Source organism: Roseateles sp. (assembly GCF_047654785.1).
Lineage (GTDB): Bacteria > Pseudomonadota > Gammaproteobacteria > Burkholderiales > Burkholderiaceae_C > Pelomonas.
Window position 1 is genome coordinate 585,079 of sequence record NZ_JASGKQ010000003.1, and the last position, 18,240, is coordinate 603,318.

An 18,240-nucleotide genomic window follows, 5' to 3' on the forward strand; every position below is an offset into this window, starting at 1 on the left:
TGGTTCGCCCTCGTTCGGGATGACGCCTGGCGTGACGGCTCGCGGCCGTGGCCCCTCTGGCCCGGCGGCACAGGCCCCTCACCTCCGTCCAGACCCGCCCCGAAAGCCACCCGCCATGAAGATCGCCCTCATCATCGAGAACAGCCAGGCCGCCAAGTCCGAGATCGTCCACAACGCGCTCAAGACCGTCGCCGAGCCGCTGGGCCACAGCGTCCACCACTACGGCATGTACACGCCCGAGGACAAGGCCTCGCTGACCTACGTCATGAACGGCCTGCTCGCCGGCATCCTGCTGAACTCCCGCGCCGCGGACTTCGTCGTCACCGGCTGCGGCACCGGCATGGGCTCCATGCTGGCCTGCAACAGCATGCCCGGTGTGTTCTGCGGCCTCGTCATCGACCCCACCGACGCCTTCCTGTTCGGCCAGATCAACGACGGCAACTGCCTGTCCATGCCCTACGCCAAGGGCTTCGGCTGGGCCGCCGAGCTGAACCTGCAGGACTGCTACCGCAAGCTCTTCGAGCAGGAGCGCGGCGCCGGCTACCCCAAGGAGCGCGCCGCCATCATGGCCAAGAACCGCGGCATCCTGAAGGACCTGAAGGCAGCCTCCTGCAAGGACATGCTGACCGTGCTGAAGACCGTCGACCCCGACCTGCTGAAGGCCGCCGTGTCGGGCGAGAAGTTCCAGGAGCTGTTCTTCACGAACTGCCAGGACGACGCGATCGCCGCCCACATCAAGGCCGTGCTGGCCTGAGACGGCGCGCGGCAGCCTCGCGGGCTGCGAGACTGCCGCGATGTCCGCCACCGACTCCCCCCACCTCAGGCTGCGCACGCTGACGCGCGGCGACGGCCTGCTGGGCCTGCGGCCGCGTGGTGCGCTCGGCCCACGCGGCGAGCAGGTGACCGTGGCGACGCTGGCGCGGCGGGATGCCGATGCCGAGCAGGCGCTGCTCAAGCTGGGCCTCGTGGCCCTCGACCCCGCGCTGCTGCAGTGGCGCGGTGCGCCGCTGGCGCTCGGGGGCGAATCGCTGTGGACGCTGCTCCAGGAGGACTTCTTCGGCGACTTCCACGCCGAGCAGGTGCCGGCGCTGCAGGCCCTGGGCTGGCGGGTCACGACCGAGCCGGGGTTTGCCCACCACAGCCAGGCCGTCAGCGGCTGGCAACTGGGCCTCGCGGAAGACGCCGCTGACGCCGCCGACGCCGCGCCCGGGCCTGGCCGCCGCGTGTCCGGCCTGGGGCTGGAGCGCCGCACGGGCGCCTGGCTGGTCAGCCTGGGCATGGAGGTGGACGGCCGGCAGCTCGACCTCGCGCCGCTGCTCGCCAACCTGCTGCGCCGCGACAAGCGCTGGCTGGACGCGGCGGCCATCGCCGCCATCGAGGACGACGCCATCGTCTCCCTGCGCGCGCCCGGCGGCCGGCGCTACCACGCGCAGGCGGCGCCGCTGAAGGCCATCTTCCTGGCGCTGCTGGACCTGCTGAAGCCCGCGCCGCTGGAAAAGGGCGAGCCGCTGCGGCTGCACGCCTGGGACGCCGACCGGCTGCGCGTCATCGAGGACGAATCGCGCGGCCGCTGGCGGATCCACGGCGACGCCGGGCTGCGCGCGCTGGGCCGGCGTTTGCTGGCGGCCGGCGCGCCGCGGCCGGTGGCGCAGCCGCCCGGCCTGGGCCTCGCGCTGCGGCCCTACCAGCTGCACGGCCTGGCCTGGCTGCAATACCTGCGCGAGCAGGGCCTGGCCGGCATCCTGGCCGACGACATGGGCCTGGGCAAGACGGCGCAGGCGCTGGCCCACATCGAGGCCGAGAAGGCGGCCGGCCGGCTGGACCGCCCGGCGCTGGTCATCGTGCCGACCTCGTTGCTGTTCAACTGGCAGCAGGAGGCCGCGCGCATCGCGCCGGGGCTGCGCGTGCGCACCTGGCATGGCGCCGAGCGCAGCGCGGCGCAGCTCGCCGATGCCGACCTCGTGCTGAGCACCTACAACCTCGTCTGGCGCGACCTGCGCGCGCTGTCGGCCCGGCCCTGGCACCTGCTGATCCTGGACGAAGCGCAGTCGGTCAAGAACGCCCGCGCCCGCGCCGCCCGCGCGCTGCGCCGGCTGGACGCGCGCCACCTGCTGGCGCTGACCGGCACGCCGCTGGAGAACCACCTGGGCGAGCTGTGGTCGCTGTTCGACCTGCTGATGCCGGGCTTCCTCGGCGACGCGCGCAGCTTCGCCAAGCACTGGCGCAAGCCCATCGAGGTCAACCGCGACGGCCCGCGCGCGCGGCTGCTGGCGGCGCGCGTGCGGCCCTTCGTGCTGCGCCGCTTGAAGGCCGAAGTGGCCGCCGAACTGCCGCCGCTGACCGAGCTGGTCACCCGCGTCACGCTGGTCGGCCAGCAGAAGCAGCTCTACGAGAGCGTGCGCGTCGCGGCCGACCACCTGGTGCGGCGCATCCTGCAGCGCGACGGCTTCAGCCCGACCAGCCTGATCAGCGTGCTGGACGCGATGCTCAAGCTGCGCCAGGTCTGCTGCGACCCGCGGCTGCTGAAGGGCGTGGCCGTGGCGCCGCACACCGAGCGCGCCAAGCTCGAATGGCTGCGCGAGCAGCTGCCCGCGCTGGTGGCGCAGGGCCGGCGGCTGCTGGTGTTCTCGCAGTTCACCGGGATGCTGGACCTGATCGCCGACGAACTCGGCGCGCTCGGCCTGCCGCACCTGCGCCTGAGCGGCGCGACGCCGGCCGCGCAGCGCGGCGACGTCGTGCGCCGTTTCCAGGCCGGCGAGGTGCCGCTGCTGCTGGCCAGCCTGAAGGCCGGCGGCGTGGGCCTGAACCTGACGGCGGCCGACACCGTCATCCACGTCGACCCCTGGTGGAACCCCGCCGTGCAGGCCCAGGCCAGCGCGCGGGCGCACCGCATCGGCCAGCGCCAGCCGGTGTTCGTCTACCGGCTGGTCGCGCAGGGCAGCATCGAGGAGCGCATTTTGGAGCTGCAGGCGCGCAAGCAGGCGCTCGCGGACGGCCTGCTCGGGCACGACGACGGCGGCGCGCTGTGCAAGTTCGGCGACGCCGAGCTGCGGCTGCTGCTGGCGCCGCTGGCGGCGGAGCCGGACTGACCGCGCCTACTGGGCCGCGTTGACGATCGCGCTGATGAGGCCGGGGTACACCTGCGCGCCGCTGCTGCGGTCGAACAGGCCCATGCTGTGGTTGGCGGCGGGCGAGCCGGCGTCCCACCAGATGGGCACGGCGCCACGGGTCCAGGCGGCGCGGGCGACGTAGGTCGTCCAGTTCGTGCGGTAGGTGTCCGAGCCCGGGTACTCGGTGCGGCGGATGACGCCGAACTCGCCGAGGATGACCGGGACGCCGGCATCGACGAAGCGGGCCTTCATCTTCTGGAACTGCGCGTCCACGAAGGCCTCGTTGGCCCAGGTCTCGGTGTTCGCGGCGCTGCTCGCCGCGGCACCCCATTGCCAGATCGTGCTGCTTTCGTTGAGCGTGAAGTTGTAGGGGTCGTAGAAGTGGACCTCCATCATCAGCCGCCGGGAGGCCGGGTCGGCGGGGAGGGTGGCGAAGTCCACCGTGTGGTCGATGTTGGTGTTGAAGCCCTGCACGACCAGGTGGCGGGCCAGGTTGCCGCCGCCGGTGGCGCGCACCGCGTTGACGAACTGCTGGTTGAAGCCGTTCTGCACCGTGTGGTACTCGACGGTGGGCACGCCGTAGTCGCCGTCCTTCATGACCTCATTGGTGCCGGCGAACAGCAGCGTGTCGTCGTAGCCCTTGAAGTTGTTGGCGATCTGGGTCCAGAACTTGGTGATGCGGGCATTGGCCAGCGCCTGGTTGGCGTAGGTGGGCTGCATCCAGCCGCCGTCCCAGTGGACGTTGATGATGGTGTAGAGGCCGGCGTTCTTCGCGTAGTTGACGACCTGCGTGACGCGGGCCATCCAGCTCGCGCTGATGTTGTCGTTGGCGTCGGCGTACTGCTTCCACGACACCGGGATGCGCACGGTCTTGAAGCCGGCGGCCCTGACGGCGTTGAACAGCGCCTGCGTGGCCGGCGGGTTGCCCCAGGCGGTTTCGCCGCCGATGGCTTCCAGCGAGTTGCCGAGGTTCCAGCCCGCGCCCATCAGTTTGGACAGCTGCAGGCTGGTCAGGTCCCGCATGCCGGGCACGGTGATCGTGAAGGCCTGGGGGGTCTTGGCGCCGCAGCCGTTGGTGTAGGTGACGGTGGCCGTGCAGCTGGCCTGGGCGGTGAGCTGCTGCTCGCGCGCGCTGCCGCTGCTGCCGCAGCCGCTCCAACTCCAGCTGCCGCCCGAGGTGGGTTGCGGGCCGAAGGTGAAGGCGCTGCCGGCGGCGACGGTGGCCGTGGCGGTGTTCGTCCAGCTGCCGCCGACCTTGATGTAAGGCTTGACGGTGGTGGCCGTGCAGGTCTGCGCGGTGGCTGGCGCGGCGGCCAGCGCGAGGGCCAGCAGGGACGTGGCGGTGCGGAGTGTCGAGGTCATGGCTTGTCTCCATGGGGTGGGAAGGGTGGCGTGGCGCCTCGTGTCGGGCACCTGCGCCGGCGGCTCGGGCGCTGCCGGCGGCAGCACCTCGATGGCGGTGGGCGTGTCAGCGGCGGCGCAGCGCCAGCGCGGCCAGGCCGACGCCGAGCAGCAGCGCGGGCGCCGGCTCGGGGACGGGCGCTGCGGCGGACAGCACCTGCGCCGAGGTCAGCAGCGCGATGCGGGCCACGGCGACGTCGTCGGAGGGGTTGTCCCAGCTCACCGACAGCGTGGCGGGGCCGTCGTAGCGGACCGAAAAGCCGGGCGAGTCGATGGCCTGGGCCTCGGCGTTGGCGAAGCCCGCGCCGCTGCCGTCGTGCCACAGGCCCAGCGTGGCGAGCGCCATGGCGGTGCCGCCGTGGCCTTGCGCGGCCAGGCCGTCCAGCGTCATCGTGACGACCACGCGCGTGCGCCCGCCCACCATGAAGGCGGCGTCCCACAGCCGCGCCGTGGCCGTGGCGACCTCGCCGCCGCTGGCGCTGGCGAAGGACAGGGCGGCGCCGGGGCTGAACAGGTCGCCGCCGGAGAAGCCGACGCGGGCGCTCGCCGATGCGTTGCCGGACGCGACCGCGGCGCTGCGGTCCGTGCCGATCCAGCCGAGGCTGGCGTCGCGCGCGCCGGCATCCAGCAGCTCGGCCGAGACGCCGGTGGACTCGGCCGTGGCCGGCCAGCCCGGGCCGGTGTTCTGCGCCAGCCAGGGCCAGGCGCCGGTGATCCAGGGCTCGGCGTCCAGGGCCACCAGCGTGACGCTGACGTTGGCGACGGATGCCTGCGCGGTGGCGGTGCCGGCCGCGTCGGCGGCGGTGGCCGCGAAGGGTAGGGCCAGGGCGGCCGCGAGGGCGATGAAGGCTGCGGGTCTCATGGGCTGTCGTGGGGTGGGCAAAGGCAAGGCAGGGGCCGCAGGGCCCGCGGGCGCGGGCGGCGCGACGGCGTCATACCGTGCCCCGCTTCGCTTCGAGCTGCCGGCGGATCTCCAGCATGCGCGCCTCGGTCAGCGGGAAGCGCAGGATGGCGGCCAGCGCCAGCAGCAGGCCGACGACCGGGATGCCCGACAGCAGGATGCGGATCCAGAACAGGGCCTCCGGCGTCTGGACCGCCTGCCTGGCGTCGAAGCCGGTGAACTGCAGGATCCAGCCCGACGCGCCCACGCCGAGCGCGATGCCGACCTTGGTGATCCACGACTGGCAGGCCGAGAACGAGCCCTCGCGGCGCTGGCCGGTCTGCAGCTCGTCGTGATCCACCACGTCGCCGATGGTGGCGCCGTACAGCGTCCAGAAGCCCGCGCCGGTGAAGGCGACGAAGCCGCAGGCGAGCAGCTGCAGCCAGGGCCGCGCCGGGTCGTACAGCCACCAGTCGCCGATGAAGGCGCAGATCGCCAGCACCAGCACCGCGGCCAGGCCGGCGGGCTTGCCGCGGCGGCGGGCGATCCACGAGAAGAACGGGATGCCCGCCAGGCCGAAGGCCATGCCGGCCAGGCCCATCGCGGTGTTCCATTTCGCGCCCAGCACCACGTCGCCGTGGCAGACGTAGTAGACGGTCGCGTAGTAGCCCAGCGCGCCCACCATCGCCGTGCCGATGCCGTAGGCCAGCGCCATGCCGAGCAGCTGGCGGAAGGGCCGGCAGCGCAGCGTGCGCCACAGCGTGTCGGCGAACGGGATGTGGCTCTGCGTGCGCGACACCAGCTTCTCGTAGTAGCGCTCGCGCACCAGCAGGAAGATGGCGATGGAGACGGCCACCATGATGGCGCCCAGGATGGCGCTGTAGGCCTGCGCGCCGCGCAGGATGTCGGGCTTGCCGGTGGCCGGGTCGTTGAAGAGGGCCAGCGTCGTGAACTGCGCGGCGAAGAACATCGCCAGCTCGGGCAGCTTCTGGATGGCGTTGCGGATGGCCATCACCGAGGTGCGCTCGTGGTAGTCCGGCGTCATCTCGGCGCCCAGGCTGCTCCAGGGCATGTTGAAGCAGCTCATCACCGGCACGTAGATCAGCATGCTGACTAGCATGAAGGCGAAGTACTGCATGTCGCTCCAGCCCCGGCCGACCGCGAACATCAGCGGCAGGCCGATGCCGGCCAGCACACCGCCGACCAGGATGAACGGGCGGCGGCGCCCGTAGCGCGTGCGCGTGTTGTCCGAGAGCCAGCCGAAGATCGCGTCGCTGGCCGCGTCGATGAAGATCTTGACCATCTGCACCGTCGAGATCAGGCCCGGCGCGACGCCGAGGAAGATGTTGAAGACGTGGAAGGCCAGCGACGGGTAGAGCCAGTGGCCCCACATGTCGGGCAGGGCGCCCAGGCCGAAGCCGATCTTCTGCCGCAGCGGCAGGCGGTCGGCCGCGGGCGGCGCGGCGCGGTCGGGGGGCAGGGGGGTGGCGGTCACAGGATGCGTCTTTCGCGGATCACGTCGGTGTAGTAGCGGGCCGAGAGCTTGGGCGTGCGGACCTGGGTGACGTAGTCGCAGTGGACGATGCCGAAGCGGCGCTGGTAGCCGTCCTCCCACTCGTAGTTGTCGATGAAGCTCCACAGGAAGTAGCCGTGCAGCGGCACGCCGTCGGCGATCGCTCGGTGGGCCTCGCGCAAGTGGCTGCGCAGGAAGTCGCGGCGGTGCAGGTCCGGCACCTCGCCGGCCACGACCGGCTCGTCGTCGTAGCCGCAGCCGTTCTCGGTGATGTAGAGCGAGCGGTGGCCGTAGAGCTCGTGGCAGAAGCGCGTGGCCCAGTAGACGGACTGCGGCGCGATGTGCAGCCAGGGGCTGTCGGCGCGCGGATAGGCGGCGGGCAGCGGCACGGCCTCCCAGGCCGCGCCGTGCCGGCCGGCGCGCACATAGGTGCCGGTGTAGACGTTCAGGCCCAGGTGGTCGGTGGGCAGGCTGATGAGGTCGAAGTCGCCGGGCTGCACCTGCGGCGCGTCGGCGCCCGCGCGGGCCAGGTGGTCTTCGGGATAGCGGCCGGCGTGGATGGCGCCCAGCACGTGGGCGTTTTTCTCCAGGAACCAGGCCTTGGCGGCGGCGATGTCGGCCGGCGTCTCGGTGACCGGGATGCAGACGTCGCAGTTGTCCGTCAGGCCCACGACGGCGCCCGCGCCGCCGAACTCGCGCACCGCGCGCACGCCGTGGCCGTGGGCCAGCAGCGCGTGGTGGAAGGTCTGGTTCACGACGGCCGCGGGCTCCCGGCGGCCGGGCGCCTTGGTGCCGGTGCCGTAGCCCAGCCAGGTGAAGCAGCGGATCTCGTTCATCGTGATCCAGTGCTTCACGTCGCCGGCGAAGGCCTGGACGACGGTGTCGGCATAGCGGGCGAAGGCGTCCACCGTGGCGCGCGAGGTCCAGCCGCCGCGGTCCTCCAGCGCCTGCGGCAGGTCCCAGTGGAACAGCGTGACCCAGGGCGTGATGCCGTGACGCTTCATGCTGGCGAACAGGCGGCGGTAGAAGGCGAGGCCGGCCGGGTTGGGCTCGCCGTCGCCCTGCGGGTAGATGCGCGGCCAGGCGATGGACAGGCGGTAGTGCCGCAGCCCCAGCGAGGCCATCAGCGCGAAGTCCTCGTCGAAGCGGTGGTAGTGGTCGCAGGCCACGTCCGGCGTGTCGCCGTCGTGGACCTTGCCGGGCTGGCGGGCGAAGCGATCCCAGATGGACTCGCCCTTGCCGTCGGCGCAGGCGGCGCCCTCGATCTGCGGGGCGGCGGCGGCGACGCCGAAGACGAAGGCGTCGGGGAAGGGGCTGGCGTAGGTCGTTGCGGTCATGGGTCGGGGAGCTGGCGCCGTCAGGGCGCCATCAGGGAGGTCAAGGTGGCGTCCAGGCTGCGGGCCCAGATGTCGTAGCCCTGCGGGCTGAGGTGCAGGAAGTCGGGCAGGAGGGCCTGGGGCAGCGTGCCGTCCGGGTTCATCAGTTGCGGGCCGATGTCGAGGAAGACGACCTGCCGGCCGTCGGCCAGCGCCGGCAGCAGCGCGTTGATGCGGGCGTTGTGGCGGCGCAGCAGGTCGTCGGGCCGCTCGCCGCGCGGCAGCAGCGCGAGCAGCAGCACCCGGGCCTGCGGCTGGCGCTGCCGGATTTCGTCGAGGTTGCGGCGGATGCCGGCGACGGTCAGCGCCGGGTCTTCGAGGCGGTCGCCGGTGTTGTTGGTGCCGATCAGCAGCACGATGGCCTTCGGCGCCATGCCGTCCAGCTCGCCGTGCTGCAGCCGCCAGAGCAGGTTCTCGGTGCGGTCGCCGCCGAAGCCCAGCGCGACGGCATGGTGCCGGGCGAAGTGTTCCGCCCAGGCGGCCCGGCCTTCGTTCTCCCAGCCCTGCGTGATGGAGTCGCCGAGGAAGACGAGGTCGACGCGCCGGCCGGCGTCGCGGTGGGCGCGGATCTCGGCGAGCTTGGCCGCGTGGCGCGGCAGCCACCAGTCCACCGCCCAGGATTCCTGCAGCGGCTCGGGCGTGACGGACTGGGTGCGGTAGTCGGGGCAGGCGGTGGTGGGCTGGCCCCGCGGGTTGAAGCGCAATCGGCGGATGCGCACCTCGCCGCTGCCGGTGCCCTCGAGCGTGAAGGGGCGCGGCACGGCGGAGAAGTCGTCGCCCTCGCGCCAGAAGCATTTCAGCGCGAAGGACAGCGGCTGCGGGCCCTTGCCGGCCAGCGCACGGCCGGCGAACAGGAAGGGGATCTTGCGCTCGCAGTCGGGGCCGCAGCCGAGCTTGAACTTGAGGCCGCCGTGGGCGAGGTCGATGACGTCGAGGTCGAATTCGACGGTGCCTTCGGGCAGGTGGCTCGTCAGGTCCAGCGGCTTGCCGTCCTGCCAGCGCAGTTGCGCGATCCAGGAATTGCTGAACTGCAGCGTCAGCGCGCCGTCGTCACCGCGGCGGGCGGCGACGCGGCTGTTCGGCACGCGCGGGGCGGCCGGCTTGGGCACGGTGACGCGCTCGCCGGCCAGCAGGGCCTCGCCCTCGAAGTCGGTGACGGCGATGCGCCAGCCCCGGTCCAGGTCCAGCGACTGCGCCGCCAGCGGCAGCGCGAGCAGCAGGGGGAATAGGCGTTTCATCATGGTTCGTTCGTTCGCTCGTGACGTTGGGCGGGGCGCAGGAGGGCGGGGAGCCCTGATGCTCCGTGTCCCCCGGGCCGCTGCGCGGCCCTCCTCCTTTACCTGCGCATCAGGGCTCCCCGCCCTCCTGCTCAGCGTTGCGCTCGGTGGTCGCCGCGCAAAACCAGCGGTGGAAGCGCCGGGATGCGGGGGCGGGCAATTGCGCAGGTAAAGGAGGAGGGCCGGCTTGCCGGCCCGGGGGACACGGAGCAATTGCCCGCCCCCGCGTCCCGGCGCCAACCCGCTCCACGCAGCAGCAAGAAAGCGTCGTCATCATCGGGAGAAGTCCTCCGGAGTCAGCCGGCGCGATCCGCCGGGCTGGAGCTGCAGCGCGACGACGCGCCCGCCGAGGCTGGCGCGTCCGCCGCCCGCGCCGGCCACCGCGCGCACGGTGGCGTGGGTGAGGCGGCCGCGCGACCAGGCCATGTCCACCTCGAAGCCGCCGCGCGCGCGCAGGCCCCGCACCGAGCCCTCGGGCCAGGCGGCGGGCAGCGCGGGCAGCAGGTCGAGGACGCCGTCCTGCGACTGCAGCAGCATCTCGGCGATGGCGGCCGTGGCGCCGAGGTTGCCGTCGATCTGGAAGGGCGGGTGCGTGTCCAGCAGGTTGGGGTGGGTGCCGCCCTGGTGGACCTCGCTGCCCGGCGCGGCGGCGCGCGTGCCGGGCGGGGCCAGCAGGCTGCGCAGCAGGCGGTGGGCCCGCTCGCCGTCGCGCAGCCGCGCCCACCAGGCCATCTTCCAGGCCATGGACCAGCCGGTGCTGACGTCGCCGCGCGCGTCCAGCGTCGTGCGCGCGGCGGCGGCGAGCCCGGGTGTGCGGGCCGGCGAGATCTGGCGGCCGGGGTAGAGCGCGAACAGGTGGGACACGTGGCGGTGCGTGTCGCACGGCGTGTCCAGCACCGGGTCCTGCAGCTCGTCCTGCCATTCGAGCAGCTGGCCCCAGCGGCCGACGCGCGGGCCGGCGAGGCGGTCGCGCAGCGCGGCGGCGCGTTCGCCCGCGTCGCGCTCGCCCAGCACCGCCGCCGCCTGGGCGATGTTGTCGAACAGGTCCCACAGAATCTGCTGGTCGTAGGCCACGCCGTCCTGGATCGGGCCGTGCTCGGGCGACCAGCCGCCAGGCGCGACCAGGCGGCCGTCGGGCAGGGGTCGGAGCCGGTCCTCCCAGAACTCGCCCACCTCCTTCAGCACCGGCCAGGCCTGCTCGCGCAGGAAGGCCCGGTCCTGCGTGAAGGCGTAGTGCTCCCAGAAGTGGCGGGCGTACCAGGCGTTGCCCGTCAGGTTCCACAGGTAGGCCATCGCGCCGAAGGGGTTGGTCTCGGTGCGCAGCGCCCAGCCGCGCACGGGGCGGCCGTCCGCGGTGAGGAAGGTCTCCCGCGGCGGCTGCACCGAGCCGTCCCAGGGCGGGGTCTCGGGCGGCAGCGCCGCCGGGTCGCGCAGCGCCAGCGCGGCGCGGCCGGCCACGGCCTGGCGCCAGGCGGGCAGCAGGCGCTGCACGAAGCGGTGGAAGGGCCGCGCCGTTTCGGCCAGGTTGGCCGGCTCGGCCGGCCAGTAGTTCATCTGCAGGTTGATGTTGGAGTGGTAGTCGCTGTTCCACGGCGGCGTGAGGCTGTCGTTCCACAGGCCCTGCAGGTTGGCGGGCAGCCCGGGTTGTGAACTCTGGCGCGAGCTGCTGGCGAGCAGGTAGCGGCCGAACTGGAAGTACAGCGCCTCCAGCTCGGGGTCGCCGCCGTCGCGCGCGAACGCGGCCAGCCGCGCGTCGGTCGGCAGCGCGCGGCGCGCGGGCGGGCTGGCGCCGAGGTCCAGGCCGACGCGGCCGAGCAGCGCGCCCACGTCGCGCTCGTGCGCGGCGCGCAGCCGCGGCCAGGGCGTGGCGGCGGCGGCGGCCACCTGGGCCTGCACGCGCGGCAGCGGCGGGAGTCCGTCGGCGAAGCTGGTGCCGGCGCCGAGGATCAGCGTCAGCGCGTCGCAGCCCCGGAAGACCAGCGCGCCGGCATCGGCGGCGATGCGGCCGCCCTCGCAGCGCGCGTGCAGCCGGCTGGCGTAGGCCAGGCCGTTGGGCAGCGCGCCGCTGGCGGTCAGCGTCGCGCCGGCCGCGGCCAGCGCCGCGCCGTGGCGGTCGGCCAGCGCGATGCGGCCGCTGTAGCGGCCGGGCCGGTCGGCCGTCAGCCGCCAGGCGATGACCTGGGCCGGGTGGCTGGCGAAGGTCTCGCGCTCGAAGCGCACGCCGCGCTGGCGGTAGCGCAGCAGGTGGCGGGCGAGGCCGATGTCCAGCTCGCGGCGGTAGGCCGACACCGGCGCGTCGGCGCCGTCCAGCGTCAGCAGCAGGTCGCCGAAGGGCTGGTAGGCGCCCATGGCCTGGCCGTCGCCGGTCCACAGCGTGATGTCGTTGAACTGCAGCCGGTCGCGCGCGACCTGGCCGAACAGCATCGCCCCCAGCCGGCCGTTGCCGACCGGCAGGGCCAGTTGCTCCCAGCCCTGGGGGCTGTCGGGCGCGGGCCGGTCGTAGCGCAGCACCAGCTCGCGCGCCTGCACCGGCAGCGCGAGGGCCAGGCACAGCGCCGGCAGCCCTTGCAGCAGGCGGCGGGGCCGGCTCATCGGGGGCGGCCCATCCGGATCTTGAGCATGACCGGCTCGGCCGGCAGGTTCAGGCCCCAGTCCACCTGGTCGCCGTTCCAGACGCGCGCCATGACCCAGCGGCCCTGGGCGTCGAAGCGGCCCTCCTCGGCGCGCAGCATCATGCCTTGCGTGCCCTCGGCCGGCGCCATGCGCACGCGCACGCGGTGGCCGATGAGGAGGAACTCGTCGGGGCCGATCTGCGCCATCGCCGCGCCGCCGCCGGGCTCCTCGGTGCCGGGCGCGGGCTTGGCGAACTCGCCGCCCCAGCCGGGTTCGCCGAAGCGGCCCAGGCGGTAGGCCAGCCTGGCCGTCCAGCCGGGAAAGGCGAGCTGCTGCGGCTGGCGGTCGTCGCCCTCCGCGGCGCCACGGGTGCGGCCCTCGAAGGCCCATTGCGCCCACAGCCGCTGGATCGGCGCGAACATGCGGTAGATGCGCTCGAAGGGCTGGACGATGGTCTTGTCCGTGGCCGCGGCGCCGAGCGGGTGGTTGCTGTAGTCGAAGTAGTCCATGCCGAACGGCGACACGCCGATGGCGCCCCGGCCCAGCATCGCGTACAGGTGGCGGGCGTAGGCCGGCTTGCTGCCGATCTCGGGCACCCACAGCGCGTTGTCGGCGCGCTGGAACAGCCCGAGGTTGGCCTCGACCTGGGCCGACTCCGCGTTGTAGAGGTCCGGCCCGACGATGTCGATCGCCGGTGCGGCGGCCTTGTAGATGCCGATGACGTCGTGCGTGGGGCCGCCGCTGGCGAAGTCCTGCTTCCAGGGCCCGGGCGGCTGCTCCAGCGGGTTGCGCAGCGCGTTGTTGACGAACATCGGCAGGTCGTACACCGCGCGGCCGGCGGCGGCGATCTCGCCGATGTAGCGGGCGATGGCCCAGGCGTGGAAGTACTGGTCGGCGTAGTCGCCGTAGACCGCGCGCCAGGGGCCGGACGCGGCGGCCTTGGGCGGCTGGCGCGCCAGCACGGCGGCGGGCACGGGCTGCTCGAACGCGGCCTGCGCGGCGGGCCCGTGGTCGCGCGCCAGGCCGTAGGTGCCGACCTCGTTCTCCACCTGCACCATCAGCACGGTGCGCTCGCCGGCGTCGATCTTCTTCAGGTGGCCCATCAGCGCGACGAAGGCGCGCTTGTCGGCCTGCAGCGTCTGCTCGCCGAAGGGCGTGAGGCAGTAGCTGGGCTTGCCGTCGGCATCCAGCATGGCCGGGAAGCGCCGGGTGTCGAGCTTGACCCACTCGGGGGCGTACTGCGCGCTGGTGTTCTTCCAGGTGGCGAACCACAGCAGCACCAGGCGCTTGTTCCGCTGGCGCGCCTGCCCGACCAGCGTGTCGACGAAGCTGAAGTCGAACCGGCCCTCCTGCGGCTCGACCTGCTCCCAGGCCACGGGCATCAGCACCGTGTTGGCCTGCAGGTCGTTGGCGGCGGCCCAGACGGCGCCCAGCGCGGCCGGGTAGTTGCTGGAGTTGTGCGCCTGGGCGCCGAGGATCAGGAACGGCCGGCCGTCGACCAGCAGCGCATGGCGGCCGTCCTGGGTGGCCAGGCGGGGCAGTTCCGCAGCAGTGGCGGCGGCGAACAGGCAGGCCAGGGACGCCGCGAGAAGAAGCTTCTTCATCGGGAATTCGGGGTTGCGGCAAAGGCCGGCGGTCGCCACAGGGCAACCGCCGGAGTTGCCGGAGATCAGAAGGAGTAGCTGGCCTGCACCGAGTAGCGGCGGCCGGTGTAGTTGACGGCGCGGGTCATCAGGCCGATGTTCTGTTGCATCAGCTGGCGGGCCAGCGCGTTGTTCAGGTTCTGCGCTTCCACGCTGAGGCTGAACCTGTCGCTGAAGCGATAGCTGACGCCGGTATCGACCTGGCCGTAGCTGTCGCTCCAGGTCGGCAGCGCGTAGGCGACGCCGGTGCCGTCGGCCAGACGGCCGTCGCCGTTGCGGGTGCCGTTGACGTTGACGCCCTGCAGGTACTTGGAACGCCAGCTGTAGGCCACGCGCGCCGAGAACGGACCCCAGTCGTACAGCAGCGCCAGGTTGTAGGCGTTCTTGGACAGGTTGGTCAGCGGCAGGTTGCCGAAGGTGCGACCGTCGGTGTCGCAGCCGTTGATGTTCAGGTTCAGGTTCTCCGGGCCCGTGCTGGTGCCGGCACAGAATGGCGTCGTGACGGGGTCGTAAGGTTTGGTCTTGCTGTCCACGTAGGTGTAGTTGGCCTGCATGCCAAGACCGGACATCCAGCCCGGCAGCATGTCGAAGTAGCGCTGGAAGGCGATTTCGAAGCCGCGTGCATGGCCCTTGGCACCGTTGACCGGCGAGGTCACGGTGAAGTTCACCGGCTGGTTGTCGGCATCGCGCAGCACCACCGAGGCCGACTGCCTGACGATGATGTCCTTCAGCTGCTTGTTGAACAGCGCGAAGGTCAGCGAGCCGTTCTTGGCGAAGTACCACTCGGCCGTCAGGTCCACCTGGGTGGACTTGATGGGCTTGAGCAGGGGGTTGCCGTTGGCCGTGCCGCTCAGGTTGACGGCGTCGATGACGACTTGCTTGCCGACGGTGTGTTGCGTCGTCGTCAGCTCCATCGACGTGTAGGCCTGCATGTCCGAGAAATCGGGGCGGGAGACGCCCATGCCGGCGGCGGCGCGGAACTGCAGCGTGTCGCTGGCCTTGTAGCGCAAGTTCAAGCTGGGCAGCACGTCGGTGTAGGTTTGCCCGGCACTGATCGGGGCGCTGAAGTTCGCAATGTTCGGCACCGCCACGCCGCTCAGCGTCTCGTCGGGGTTCAGCTGCACCGCCCGGTTGTTGAACACGACATAGCCGTTGGCCTTCATGTCGGTGCGCACGGCGCGCACGCCCAGGTTGCCATCCACCGGCGCGCCGGAGTCGGTGAAGTCGAAGCGCAGCTGTGCATAGGCGGCCTGGGACTTCTCGTGCTGCTCGTTGGTGCCCGCCGGGTCGGTGCCGAAGCTGGCCGGATTCCAGGCCATGCCTGCCCAGGATTGCGAGCATTGCCAGGCGCCCGCTCCATTGGCGGCGGCACACAGGGTTTCCGGATAGCCGTGCAGCGTCCGGTAGCTGGCGGGGTAGTCCTGGGCCAGCGACACGTGGGGTACGTAGATGCTCGGGACGGATTGGCCGCCGAAGAAGTTCTTGAACTCATGCAGCACGACGGGCGCGTCGAAACGCGGGTCGTTCAGCCGGGCCAGGTTGCCGCCGTAGAGCCAGCTCGCCCAGCTCTGCGTGATGGGGGACCAGAAGTAGCCGGGAACCGTCGCGGTGGTGGTGGCCTTGCGATCGGTCAGGCGGATGCCGAAGGACAGGTCCTGCAGCACGGCGTGGTCGAAGTTGAACTTGGCATCCGCGCGCCAGGCCTTCTGCTCGGCCTTGCTGCGGTCCAGGTGTTCCATCGTGAACGCCCAGTAGTAGTTGGCCTTGTCATGCAGGGCGGCCAGGTCGCTGGCGTCGAAGACGAGGCGCGGCGTCGAGCCCGTCAGGTCCAGCGTCTCCTTGGGCATCAGCAGGCCGGTGGCGACGGTGGAGTCGAAGGCGCGGGTGTTGGACTTGACCCACTGCAGGTCGGTGCTGAAGGACCAGCGGTCGCTGGCCTTCCAGGCCAGGTTCCAGCCCAGGTCCTGGGTCCTGGAGTTGCGGGTCATGTAGCGCGTGTCGGCACCGAAGTTGACGCCGCCGTCGGCCGGCGAGGTCAGCGTGCCGCCGACGAAGACCTTGTTGTCGTCGTACTTGGTGTCGCTGCCGAGGACCAGGTTCCAGGGGTTGGTCTGCGCGAACAGCGCGTTCTCATCCCACTGCATCTTGTATTTGGACTGGAAGTAGGTCAGCGAGCTGCTGAGGTCGTCCTTCTTCCACTGCAGTGCGCCGTAGAGGCCATTGCGATTGCGTTCGAAGTTGGAGTCGCGCCACTGCGCGCCCTTGGGTGCCCAATGCGTGTTGTCGATCTTGTAGTAGGGCTCGACCTGCCAGAGATCGGTGCGGGTGGTGCTCTTGCTTTGCGCCAGGCTCAGTAGAGCGCCCACCTTGCCGATGTCGGTGTTCCAGCTGTTGGACAGCAGGCCGGAGGCCGAGGGGCTGAACTTGCCCTGCAATTCGTTGTACTTGCCGGCGACCGTGATGTGGCCTTTGAAGCCGGGGTGGTCGAAGGGCATGGCCGTGCGCAGGTTCACCAGGCCGCCGATGGAGCCCTCGATCTGCGACGCCGACGGGTTCTTGTAGACATCCACGGCGGCCAGCAGCTCCGGCGGCACGTCCTCGAAGTTCAGCGCGCGGCCGCCGTTGGCGGAGAAGGTGTCGCGGCCGTTCACCTCGGAGCGCACATAGGACAGGCCGCGGATATTGACGCTGGAGCCTTCCACCGAGTAGTGCTCGGGGTCGTTCTTGGCCATGGTGCGGTCGATGGTGACGCCGACGACGCGCTGCAGCACCTCGGTGACGGACTGGTCCGGCAGTTTGCCGATGTCGTCGGCGACGATGGAGTCGACGATCTCATCCGAGTTCTGCTTGATCTTCTGCGCCGACTCCAGCGCCGCGCGGCGGCCGCTGACGACGATGGTCTCGAGCTGCTGGGGCGGCTGGGCGGGGACGGCGGCCGGGGCCGGCGTGGCCTGGGCGATGGCCAGGCCGCTGCCGAGCAGCGCGGCCTGCGCGGCGGCCAGGGACAGGGCGGTCTTGCGGTGCTTGTTCATGTTTGTCTCCTCTCGTGGCCTCGGTGGGCGGGGATGGTGTGGAACGGGGGCGGCTTCAGCCGGTGAAGCGGTTGACGAGGTTCTCCAGCGCCTCCTGGCGGCCCGACACCGGCGCGGCGTCGGCGTTCCGGGCCAGCACGTCGTCGGCCAGCTCGGCCAGCGTGCGGCGGCCCTGCAGGATGTCCTGGCCGGCCGGGCCGTCCCAGCCGGCGTAGCGGGCATCGACGGCGGCCTTCAGGCGGCCGTCGTCGATCATCTTTTCGGCGGCCAGCAGCGCCTGCGCGCAGACGTCCATGCCGCCGATGTGGCCGAGGAAGAGGTCCTCGGCGTCGATGGACTGGCGACGCACCTTGGCGTCGAAGTTCAGCCCGCCCGAGCCCAGGCCGCCGGCCAGCAGCACGTGGTACAGCGCCAGCGCGGTCTCGGGCACGTTGTTGGGGAACTGGTCGGTGTCCCAGCCGAGCTGCGGGTCGCCGCGGTTCATGTCCAGGCTGCCGAGGATGCCCAAGGCGGCGGCGGTGGCGATCTCGTGCTCGAAGCTGTGGCCGGACAGCGTCGCGTGGTTGGCCTCGATGTTGACCTTGACCTCCTTCTCCAGCCCGTAGCGCACCAGGAAGCCGTAGACGGTGGCGGTGTCGAAGTCGTACTGGTGCTTGGACGGCTCGCGCGGCTTGGGCTCGATCAGGATGGCGCCCCGGAAGCCGATCCGGTGCTTGTGCTCGACCACCATCGTCAGGAAGCGGCCGAGCTGGTCCAGCTCCTGGCCGACGCGCGTGTTCAGCAGCGTCTCGTAGCCCTCGCGGCCGCCCCACAGCACGTAGTTCTCGCCGCCGAGCGCCAGCGTGGCGTCCAGCGCGTCGCGCACCTGCAGCGCGGCGAGCTTGAAGATCTCCGGGTCGGGGTTGCTGGCCGCGCCGGCCATGAAGCGGCGGTGGCTGAACAGGTTGGCCGTGCCCCACAGCAGCCGCAGGCCGGTGGCCTGCTGCTTCTCGGCCAGCACGTCCACCATGCGCAGCAGGTTGTCGTGGCTCTCGCGCGGCGTGGCGCCTTCCGGGGCGACGTCGCGGTCGTGGAAGCAGTAGAAGGGCACGCCGAGCTTGTGGAAGAACTCGAAGGCGGCGTCGGCCTTGGCGCGCGCCAGCTCCATCGGCGTGCCGCCCTGGAACCACGGCCGCTCGAAGGTGGCGGCGCCGAACGGGTCCAGCCCGGTCCAGACGAAGTTGTGCCAGTAGCAGGCGGCGAAGCGCAGGTGGTCTTCCATGCGCCGGCCCAGGACGAGGCGGTCCCGGTCGTAGTGCTTGAAGGCCAGTTCGTTGGCGCTGTCGGCGCCTTCGAAGCGGATGGGCGCGATGTGTCGGAAGTAGCTCATGGTCGGGTGGCAGCGGGGAAGGGGGC

11 protein-coding genes are annotated in these 18,240 nt (G+C 71.8%); 2 read left to right on the plus strand and 9 right to left on the minus strand.

Annotation, left to right across the window (positions count from 1 at the left end):
- Positions 1-115: 115 nt before the first annotated feature.
- Positions 116-754, plus strand: coding sequence for an RpiB/LacA/LacB family sugar-phosphate isomerase (locus QM788_RS11825; protein WP_415661676.1), 639 nt, complete (start codon positions 116-118; stop codon positions 752-754).
- 40 nt (positions 755-794) lie between these two features.
- Complete coding sequence (locus QM788_RS11830; protein WP_415661677.1) at positions 795-3,089, plus strand: DEAD/DEAH box helicase; 2,295 nt, start codon at positions 795-797, stop codon at positions 3,087-3,089.
- Between the two features lie 6 nt (positions 3,090-3,095).
- On the opposite strand, the gene QM788_RS11835 is transcribed toward QM788_RS11830, so the two are convergent.
- The 9 genes from QM788_RS11835 to xylA form a co-directional block, all read right to left on the minus strand.
- Positions 3,096-4,472 carry a glycoside hydrolase family 5 protein gene (locus tag QM788_RS11835; protein WP_415661678.1) on the minus strand — a complete coding sequence of 459 codons (1,377 nt, stop codon included), beginning with the start codon at positions 4,470-4,472 and terminating at the stop codon, positions 3,096-3,098.
- Between the two features lie 106 nt (positions 4,473-4,578).
- On the minus strand, positions 4,579-5,373 hold the full coding sequence (locus QM788_RS11840; RefSeq protein ID WP_415661679.1) for a PEP-CTERM sorting domain-containing protein: 795 nt from the start codon (positions 5,371-5,373) through the stop codon (positions 4,579-4,581).
- 70 nt (positions 5,374-5,443) lie between these two features.
- Positions 5,444-6,886, minus strand: coding sequence for an MFS transporter (locus QM788_RS11845; RefSeq protein WP_415661680.1), 1,443 nt, complete (start codon positions 6,884-6,886; stop codon positions 5,444-5,446).
- Positions 6,883-8,241, minus strand: a complete 1,359-nt coding sequence (locus QM788_RS11850; protein WP_415661681.1) for a GH1 family beta-glucosidase — start codon at positions 8,239-8,241, stop codon at positions 6,883-6,885. The genes QM788_RS11845 and QM788_RS11850 overlap by 4 nt, the downstream gene beginning before the upstream one ends.
- Positions 8,242-8,261: 20 nt before the next feature.
- Positions 8,262-9,521 carry a GDSL-type esterase/lipase family protein gene (locus tag QM788_RS11855; RefSeq protein WP_415661682.1) on the minus strand — a complete coding sequence of 420 codons (1,260 nt, stop codon included), beginning with the start codon at positions 9,519-9,521 and terminating at the stop codon, positions 8,262-8,264.
- Between the two features lie 309 nt (positions 9,522-9,830).
- Positions 9,831-12,149, minus strand: coding sequence for a glycosyl hydrolase family 95 catalytic domain-containing protein (locus QM788_RS11860; protein WP_415661683.1), 2,319 nt, complete (start codon positions 12,147-12,149; stop codon positions 9,831-9,833).
- Positions 12,146-13,774, minus strand: coding sequence for a DUF5597 domain-containing protein (locus QM788_RS11865; protein WP_415661684.1), 1,629 nt, complete (start codon positions 13,772-13,774; stop codon positions 12,146-12,148). Before QM788_RS11865 ends, QM788_RS11860 begins: the two co-directional genes overlap by 4 nt.
- A gap of 65 nt (positions 13,775-13,839) precedes the next feature.
- Complete coding sequence (locus QM788_RS11870; protein ID WP_415661685.1) at positions 13,840-16,845, minus strand: TonB-dependent receptor; 3,006 nt, start codon at positions 16,843-16,845, stop codon at positions 13,840-13,842.
- Between the two features lie 55 nt (positions 16,846-16,900).
- Positions 16,901-18,214, minus strand: a complete 1,314-nt coding sequence (xylA, locus tag QM788_RS11875; RefSeq protein ID WP_415661686.1) for a xylose isomerase — start codon at positions 18,212-18,214, stop codon at positions 16,901-16,903.
- Positions 18,215-18,240 lie beyond the last annotated feature (26 nt).